5 protein-coding genes and 1 pseudogene are annotated in these 7331 nt (G+C 68.5%); all 6 read right to left on the bottom strand.

Annotation, left to right across the window (positions count from 1 at the left end; genetic code table 11):
• Positions 1–122 (bottom strand): annotated as a pseudogene (locus AVAK2825_RS16480) (IS5/IS1182 family transposase); the annotation flags it as partial.
• A 13-nt stretch (positions 123–135) separates the two neighbouring features.
• Positions 136–2016 (bottom strand): 3'-5' exonuclease, encoded by a 1881-nt coding sequence (locus tag AVAK2825_RS16475; RefSeq protein ID WP_284400824.1) that lies wholly within the window; start codon positions 2014–2016, stop codon positions 136–138.
• A gap of 425 nt (positions 2017–2441) precedes the next feature.
• Entirely contained in the window at positions 2442–3494 is a 1053-nt protein-coding gene (locus tag AVAK2825_RS16470; RefSeq protein WP_284400822.1) for a glycerophosphodiester phosphodiesterase family protein, read from the bottom strand.
• Positions 3495–3662: 168 nt separating this feature from the next.
• A complete protein-coding gene (locus AVAK2825_RS16465) occupies positions 3663–4400 on the bottom strand; it encodes a glutathione S-transferase N-terminal domain-containing protein (protein ID WP_284400820.1) in 738 nt (245 codons plus the stop codon).
• Between the two features lie 131 nt (positions 4401–4531).
• Positions 4532–5293 carry a 3-oxoacyl-ACP reductase gene (locus tag AVAK2825_RS16460; protein WP_284400818.1) on the bottom strand — a complete coding sequence of 254 codons (762 nt, stop codon included), beginning with the start codon at positions 5291–5293 and terminating at the stop codon, positions 4532–4534.
• 48 nt (positions 5294–5341) lie between these two features.
• Positions 5342–7324 (bottom strand): UvrD-helicase domain-containing protein, encoded by a 1983-nt coding sequence (locus AVAK2825_RS16455; RefSeq protein WP_284400816.1) that lies wholly within the window; start codon positions 7322–7324, stop codon positions 5342–5344.
• Positions 7325–7331: the final 7 nt, after the last annotated feature.

Raw genomic sequence — 7331 nt, 5'->3', positions numbered from 1 at the left:
AGGTACGGCGACACCAGGGCCACCAGTTCGGCCCACGGTACGACCTTCTCCATCTCATCCAGGAATTCCCGCCGCCGCGTTCGCTTCGCCGTCATTCCCAAGCCCAGGCTGTGCTGCTTCATGTGACTTATCGTCTCAGGGCTTCATCTCCATGCCAAGCATGTCGTGGGGCGATTTATGCAGACCTTTCTTAGCAATCAAAAGTTTTTTTATAGCCCGCGTACCTGCCACATAGGCAATACGCATCTCATGCCTGCGGTCAATCTCGACATCTATGGCTGCCCCCCCCCCCGTCAACACCGCCACCACCTCCCACTCCAACCCCTTACTCGCATGCATGGTCATCACCTTGATCGTGTCCTCCTCCGGCCGGTAATCCCCTGACCTCTTGCGCATCCGGTGCGGCAGCCCTTTTCGCACCAAAGCCGCCGAGCATTCCTCCATCTCGCTGTAATGCCGGCACAGCACCGCCATATCGCCCCACGCATGCCCCTGCGCATGCTGGTCCGCCAGCAGCTCCGCCACCCGTGCCGCGCGCTCCGGCAGCGTGGGCAGGTCGATCACGATGGGCTCCGGCCCCTCTCGCCCGCAGCTCATGGGCTGCAGCAGCGGGATGCCGTCTTCCCCGCCCACGGCGTCTTCGGGCTGGAGCAGGCCGCCGGCCATGCGGTGGGCCAGTTGCAGGATCTGCCGCGTGTTGCGGTAGTTGATCTTCAGGATGGTGGTGCGGCCCTGGGCCTGGATGCCGACGCTTTTCAGGCTGAAGCTCTTCTTGTCGGCGCGGTCGTAGATGCTCTGCGCGTCGTCGTACAGCAGCAGCAGGCTGTTGGTGGCCGGGTCCACCATCTGCGTAACGAGCTTGAGCCATTCGGGCGCGAAGTCGTGGCCCTCGTCGATGAGGATGGCGTGGTACTGGCCGGCCGGAATGTGGCCCGCGTCCACGCCGTGGATGACGCGCTGCACGTACTCGGCCATGAGCTGGTCCACGGGCCAACGCTGCGTGCCATCAGGCAGCAGGTGGTAGGCCACCAGTTGGTCACGGCACCACTTGTGGAAGTGGCGCACGTGCACGCGGTCTTGCAGTCCCTTGGCCTGGAAGGTGGCCGCCAGCTTCACGCCCAGCGGCTCGTTGTAGCAGAGGATGAGGATGGGCTTGGTGCCCGCCGTTTGCGTCTGCGCCAGGTGTTCGGCGCGGTAGCCGAGGATCATGGTCTTGCCGGAGCCGGCCACGCCGTGGATGACGCGGTGGCCGTCGCCCAGGCTGCGGGCGAGCTGCTCTTGCTGCAGGTCCATCACCCGCATGATGCCGGGCAGGCGGGCGTCTTCGTCGTCGCTGTCGTCACCCGCTCCGTTGGCGCCCGGCCCGAACAGGCTTTGCTGCTGGGGCACGCGCACTTCGGGGAACAGGATCCACCGCACGCGGTCGAGCTGCGGCAGGGAGATGGCGCTCTTGCGGCCGAAAGTGTGCGGGTACATGGCCCACAGGCGCTGCTGGAAGGCCTCGGCGTCCACGTCTTCGAACATCTCGTCCTTGCAGATGGCCAGGTGGGACGGAATCGCCTCGCCCAGGCCCGCGCCCTCGAATTGCTTGCGGGTGATATGGGTGAACACCACGCCGTGGCCCCAGGGGAAGGCGAGCTTGCCTTGGTAGGGGCCTTCGCCCTGCACCAGTTGCGGGTCGCGCTCCAGCGCATTGACGACCTGGATCGCGCAGTGGCGCGCCTGCTGCAGCGGGCTCATGACGACCTTGAGCTGGCCCTCGGGCGCGATCTCGAAGCGTTCGCGCGTGGCGTTGCGGATGGTGTCCAGGCGCCAGTCCTTCACTTCCAGGATGAGTGCGCCGCGGCGGGGGTGCAGCACCACGAAGTCGGGCCGCGTCTGCTTGGGGCCGATGGGCACGTCCCACCAGAGCAGGTAGTCGTCCTCCAGCTTCTGCTCCAGCCGCTCGGCCAAGCGGCGCTCGCCCGAGGTCATGCGGCCCGCGCAGGCGCCCAGCGCCGGTATCAAGGTTGCCATTCCATCCCCCCAGCCCTCCCGATTTATGTATCTGTCTGTTGCAGCTTATAGCGGGAGTGGCTGATTTCTAACTGACGGAAACCCCTGAATGGCGTTGGGATAAAGCGTCATCGCGCAGATGGAGCCATGAGAAAAAATGGCCTCCAGCGCATATATTTCTAGGGCGTATAGCTATTGATTTAATAGCAAACCAAATACGAGGCCGAGTGGGAAGAAATGGGCCAAAAACGCGATGGATCAGGCGTGTCGCGCTGATCTCGCAGGCAGCACTCAGCAAGTACCTGCAGGAGGGCTGGCGCCCGTGCGGAGTCCGCCGCACACGGGCGAGCCGGTCTTCGGCCCCCAGGGCGGGTGCCACGCGCCGGCAGGCCACCGGCCGGCGCGCTGCCGGCGGTCGCCTGTCAAAAGGCGACCAGCCGGCTGGCTTACTTGTTCACGAACGCATTGCGCGCCGCCACCGCCAGGTCCGGGTAGTTGGCAAACATGCCGTCCATGCCCATGTCCAGGTAGCTGCGGAACTCGGTGGCGGCCGTGGAGGCGTTGGCCTGGGCGAAGGTCCAGCCGTGCAACTTGAGGCCGGCGGCGTGGGCCTGGTCGATGTAGTCCTTGGTGATCGGGTACGCGGCGGTGTTGATGACCACGCCGATGCCTTCGGTGAAGCCGGCCACCTCCTTGAACGTGAGCTGCGTGACGGTGCTGCCGGAGATCACGCCCATGCGCGGCGTGCCGTCGGCGGCCTTGGCGGCCACGCCCAGCAGGATGAGGGGCATCTTGCTGTTCTGCGCGGTCTGCTTGGTGCGCAGGCTGCGCAGCGTGGCGTCGCTGAACGACTGGATGTAGACCTTGCTGTCGGCGTTGTAGCCGTTGTCCTTCAGCGTTTTGAGGATGCCGTCTTCCATCACCGGGTCGGCCTGCTTGGCCTCGGGGTACAGGCCCACTTCGCGGCCCACGGCGGTGGATTGCTTCTTGGCGAAGTCCACCACTTCCTGGAAGGTGGGCACCTGGAAGGGGTTGGCAGCGCTGGGCGCAAAGCCGGGGTAGCTGGTCTTGCCGGTGCCGGTGGGCACCTGGAAGGGGTTGGCAGCGCTGGGCGCAAAGCCGGGGTAGCTGGTCTTGCCGGTGCCGGTGGGCACCACGGTCAGGGTGCGGATTTCCGCCAGGGTGAAGTCGGCCACCTTGTAGCCGCCGTTGCGCTGCGCGAACAGCGTGGAAATGTTGGTGGTGCGGTTGAGCGTCTCGTCGTGGATGGCGACGAGGGCGCCGTCCTTGGTGATCTGCAGGTCGGGCTCGATGAAGTCGGCGCCCATGCGGATGGCCAGTTCATAGCCGGCCAGGGTGTGCTCGGGCAGGTAGCCGCTGGCGCCGCGGTGGGCGATGACCTGGGGCTGGGCGGGCGGCGCGTCGTCGTTGCCGCCGCAGGCGGTGAGCGACAGGGCGGACAGGCACAGGGCAAAGGCCAGCAGGGAGAGTCGTTTCATGGGAGCGTCTTCTTTCTGGTGTCGACAACAGCGTCGATGAGCGAAGGCCGCACTCTAGAAGTGACACATGGCAAACCCGTGGCAAGTGCGTGACAGGTGGACGGCACGGGGCCGCCACGGGGCGGCGCCCGTGCCCGGAACGGGCCGCTGCGCCTTGCCCCGCGCGGGTTACCCGCGCTGCGGAATCTCCAGTCCGCGCGCCACGGCGGGCCGGGCCACAAAGGCATCCAGCACGCGCTGCACCTGCGGGAAATCGCCAAAACCCACCAGTTCGCGCGCTTCGTAGAAGCCGACCAGATTGCGCACCCAGGGGAAGACGGCAATGTCGGCGATGGAGTAGTCGTCGCCCAGGATCCACGCGCGCCCGGCCAGGCGCTGCTCCAGCACGCCCAGCAGGCGCTTGGATTCGGCCACGTAGCGGTCGCGCGGGCGCTTGTCCTCGTAGTCCTTGCCGGCGAATTTATGGAAGAACCCGAGTTGGCCGAACATGGGGCCGACGCCGCCCATCTGCCACATGACCCACTGCAGGGCCTCGTAGCGCGCGGCCGGGTCCTGCGGCAGGAAGCGGCCGGTCTTCTCGGCCAGGTAGACCAGGATGGCGCCCGATTCGAACAGCGCCAGCGGCCGCCCGCCCGGGCCATCGGGGTCGAGGATGGCGGGGATCTTGTTGTTGGGATTGAGCGAGAGGAACTCGGGTGAGAACTGGTCGTTGGTGTCGAAACGCACCAGGTGCGGCTCGTACGGCAGGCCCAGCTCCTCCAGCAGGATGGAGACCTTCACGCCGTTGGGCGTGGGCAGCGAATACAGCTGCAGCCGCTCGGGGTGGCGCGCCGGCCACTTGGCGGCGATGGGGTGGGTGATGGAGCGAGCGGTGGCGGTGCCGGGTGCGGAGGGCGTCGTCGTCATGGTTTTTGCGGGCCTCGGGTGAGCGGCCGGGGTGGCCGGACGGGGATCGAACAGGCGTCGAACCGGGGCGTTCATTACACCCCCGGGGCCCGCAGCGGCGCTGGCGCCGCGCGCAGTAACCCCAAGGCCGCTCAGCCCTTCACCAGTCCGCTGTCCACGATGAGGTTCTGCCCGGTCACGGCGCGCGACCAGGGCGAGAGGAAGAACAGCACCGCGTCGGCGAATTCGGCCGGCGTGGTCACGCGGCGCAGCGGGGTCATGCCGGCGATGAGGTCGAACACCGCCTCGGGCGTGGCGCGGCTGGCGTCGGTGGTGCGCAGCAGGCCGCCCGACACCATGTTCACGGTGATGCCGTGCGGCCCCAGGTCGTTGGCCGCCGTGCGGGTGAGCGACAGCAGCGCGGCCTTGGCGGCGGTGTAGTCGTGGTAGGGCACCACGGGGTTCTGGAACAGGTTGGTGCCCACGTTCACGATGCGCCCGAAACCCTGCGCGCGCATCGCGGGCAGCGCGGCCTGCAGGGTGTTCAGCGCGCCCTTCACGGCGCCGTCGATCTGCTGCTGAAAGCGCTCCCAGGCGATGTCGCCGATCTGCGGGCGCGCGTCGCCGTCGAAGCGGAACTGCGCGAGCGCGTTGTTGACCACCGCGCTGATGGGCCGGCCGGTGCGCTCGTGCGCCTGGGCGAAGAGGCGCTGCACGGCGGCGGCATCGGTCACGTCGGCCTGCAGGGCGATGGCGCGCGGGCCCAGCTCCTGGGCGAGTGCCTGCGCTGCGGTGTCGCTGGTGAGGTAGTTGATGACCACGCCGGCGCCTTCGCGCGCCAGCGCCCGGGTGATCGATTCGCCCAGGCCCCGGGCACCGCCGGTGACCAGGACCCATTGTTCGGACAGTTGCATGGTGGTGTCGCTCGCGTGGTGTGAAAAAAGGACCGGGGCAGGGCGTGGTCAGGCCGACGCGGCATACCCCAGCGGTTGCAGAAAGGCGCCGGGCTGCGCGCGGTGGCACAGCAGCGTGAGCTGCTGGCGCGCCCGGGTCATGCCGACGTAGAGGGTGTTCTTCTCCTGCGCGTAGGGCGCCTGCGGCACGGGGAACACGCCCTGCTCCAGGAACGGGATCACCACGTGGTCGAACTCCAGGCCCTTCACGTCCTCGATGTTGGCCAAGACCAGGCTGGCGGTGCTACGCAGCTCGCGCTGGCGCTGCTCGGCGCGGTTCAGGTGCAGGAAATAATCGCGCGCGCTGGCAAAGCCTTTCGCCGCCTCGCACAGGCCGGCCAGGTTGGCGAGCGCGTCCTCGCGCCGCTGGCGCGAGACGAACACCTCGCGGATCACGGTGTCGATCTGCAGGGCCTGCAGCAGGCGCGGCAGGGTGTCCTGGCCGCCCGCCTCGCGCGCCACCTCCAGGGCCTTGCGCAGGCGCCGCTGCATGGCGGGCTCGACGTTGGCCACGATCTGGTGGGTGAAGAAGTTCTGCAGGAACAGCGGGTTGTCGGTCACGCTGCGGATGGCGTCCTCCAGCAGGGCCTGCTGCGACTCGTGCTCGCGCCCGGCCACGACGATGCGCGCGCCGCAGAAGAACACCAGCGCCCGCATGAGCTTGTCGCGGGTGCGCGGCTCGGAGACGCTGTCGAAGTTGTCGGTGGCCACGGCCAGCAGGCCGCGCACCAGCAGCACCTCGGGCCGCAGCAGGTAGCTGTCGAAGCCGCTCACGGTGTAGGGCACGTTGTCGGCCAGCAGCCGGTTCTCGATGCCCACCGACTGGTTGGAGTGGCGCAGCAGCACGGCAAAGCCCGCCATGCGGGCGCGGGGCCGGGCGCGCCACTGCTGGGCCGCCTGCGCGACGAGGTCCACGCATTGGGCGGCATCGTCGTAGGGCCGCAGTTCCACCGCGGTGTCGTGCCCGGCGAGCGAGTCGTAGGGCTTGGCCGCCAGCCGCCCGGCCTTGGCGGCGAGCTTCTTGCCGAAGCGGTGGCTGGGCGTGAGGCGCAGGCGCGCCACCGGGCGGCCGGTGTGCGCGGTGATGGCATCGCCCATGAAGGCGGCATCGGCTCCGTGGGCGCCGTAGATGACCTGGTCGCGATCGCCCACGCCGCAGAAGGTGCACTGCGTGGTGTCCAGCAGCTCGCGCAGCACGCGGAACGCGGCCTCGTTCATGTCGTGCATCTCGTCGACCAGCACGGCCTGCACGCCGCGCGGCCAGCGCGGCAGGCTGGCCGCGGTGTCGCCGCCGTGCAGGCGCCGGGCCAGGTCGTAGGTGGCATCGAAGGGGCCGCGAAACAGCGGCTCGTCGGCCAGCTCGCGCCGGCGGATGCGCTCGTAGGCCAGGAACACCTTGAGCTGCGTGTAGCCCACGCCGATGGCGGCCGCGTGCTCGGGCGAGGCCGGGCCGCCCTCGCGCTCCAGCTCGTCCTTCATCGTGCCTTTGAGCCACACGCTGGTCGCCAGGAACTCCTCCACGAAGCCGGTGTCGCCCAGCGTGGGCAGCAGCAACTCCTCGCGCCAGCGCTCGTGCTCGTTGTCTTCCACGCGCTGCACGGCCTGCCAGACGAAGGGGCGCAGTTCCTCCAGGTGCCGGTGGTGCGGCACGGGGGCCTCGTACTGGTCGGCCAGCATTTCGGCGCAGAAGGCATCGAACGTGGCGATGCGAAAGCGCTGCGCCACGGGCGCGGGCACGCCGACCTTGCGCAGCGCGGCCTGCAGCGCCTGGCAGGCGGTGGCGGTGTGCGTAAGGGCCAGGCAGCGCTCGGGCGCCACGCCGCGCGCCCAGGCCTGTCCCATGCGCAGGGCGAGCGTGGTGGTCTTGGCCGCGCCGGCGTTGGCCTCGATGACCAGCGTGCGCTCGGCGGACTGCTGGATCGCCAGCTGCTCGGCCGTGGGGTCGATCTGCCTGGCCTGGAAAAGGGGAACGGTGGGGGTGGTGATCGCCAAGGGAATC

It is taken from the genome of Acidovorax sp. SUPP2825, from assembly GCF_030158995.1.
GTDB lineage: Bacteria > Pseudomonadota > Gammaproteobacteria > Burkholderiales > Burkholderiaceae_C > Paracidovorax.
This window is presented reverse-complemented; position numbering and strand designations above follow the sequence as displayed.

Bases quoted from the DNA above. Each gene is read 5' to 3' on its own strand.
- AVAK2825_RS16470 (WP_284400822.1), bottom strand. From the start codon at position 3,494: ATGAAACGACTCTCCCTGCTGGCCTTTGCCCTGTGCCTGTCCGCCCTG.
- AVAK2825_RS16465 (WP_284400820.1), bottom strand. From the start codon at position 4,400: ATGACGACGACGCCCTCCGCACCCGGCACCGCCACCGCTCGCTCCATC.
- AVAK2825_RS16460 (WP_284400818.1), bottom strand. From the start codon at position 5,293: ATGCAACTGTCCGAACAATGGGTCCTGGTCACCGGCGGTGCCCGGGGC.
- AVAK2825_RS16475 (WP_284400824.1), bottom strand. From the start codon at position 2,016: ATGGCAACCTTGATACCGGCGCTGGGCGCCTGCGCGGGCCGCATGACC.